This is a genomic window from Pseudomonas sp. MD195_PC81_125 (genome assembly GCF_014060985.1).
GTDB lineage: Bacteria > Pseudomonadota > Gammaproteobacteria > Pseudomonadales > Pseudomonadaceae > Aquipseudomonas > Aquipseudomonas parakoreensis.
Map to the genome: position 1 here is coordinate 1 of NZ_JABULD010000949.1, position 975 is coordinate 975.

2 protein-coding genes are annotated in these 975 nt (G+C 55.2%); both read left to right on the forward strand.

The genetic code is table 11. The annotated features are described in order from the left end of the window. Positions 1-310: 310 nt before the first annotated feature. Positions 311-604 (forward strand): co-chaperone GroES, encoded by a 294-nt coding sequence (locus HT737_RS30525; RefSeq protein ID WP_007916610.1) that lies wholly within the window; start codon positions 311-313, stop codon positions 602-604. A gap of 50 nt (positions 605-654) precedes the next feature. Then, the coding region (locus HT737_RS30530) for a TCP-1/cpn60 chaperonin family protein (RefSeq protein WP_308810006.1) at positions 655-975 on the forward strand (321 nt) is incomplete at its 3' end.

Here is a 975-nt window from a genome sequence, read left to right on the forward strand (position 1 = left end):
CGCGAGGGGTGATGTGATCGAAGGCGAGTTCGAACATCGCGACAGCCAGTAACCCCTGCATTGACACGGCACCTTCGGGTGCCGTTTGTTTATGCGCGGCATTCAAGGGGCACATGATGAAAAATTTTCTGTCCCCGCCCTTGTAATAAGCTTATGCGCCCTTATGTATCGGTCACCGAAAGGTTTCCGGCATTCAAGCCGGACAGACTTCCGCGGTTCGCTCGACGAACCGCAACCGGCGCAGGCCGGATTTGTTAAACCCGCCGGGACTACACCGGCCGATGAAAACCACAATTAGGAGAGATCGACAATGAAGCTTCGTCCTCTGCATGACCGCGTCGTCATCCGTCGCAGCGAAGAAGAAAAGAAAACCGCTGGCGGTATCGTCCTGCCAGGTTCGGCTGCTGAAAAAGCCAACCACGGTGTGATTCTCGCTGTAGGCCCGGGCAAGGCTCTGGAAAACGGTGAAGTGCGTGCACTGTCCGTGAAGGAAGGCGACAAGGTTGTGTTCGGTCCTTACTCCGGCAGCAACACTGTGAAAGTTGACGGCGAAGACCTGCTGGTAATGAGCGAGAACGAAATCCTCGCTGTTATCGAAGGCTGATACCCCCGTTCATTTTCCCGTTACTACAAAGTATTTAAGGAATATCGATCATGGCTGCTAAAGAAGTTAAGTTCGGCGATGCCGCTCGCTCCAAGATGCTCAAAGGCGTCAACGTTCTGGCTGACGCGGTAAAAGCGACCCTGGGCCCGAAAGGCCGTAACGTGATTCTCGAGAAGAGCTTCGGCGCTCCGACCATCACCAAGGACGGCGTTTCCGTCGCCAAGGAAATCGAACTCGAAGATCGCTTCGAAAACATGGGCGCGCAGCTGGTCAAAGACGTTGCCTCCCGTGCCAACGATGACGCTGGTGACGGTACTACCACTGCGACCGTTCTGGCTCAATCGATCGTCAACGAAGGCCTGAAAGCCGTC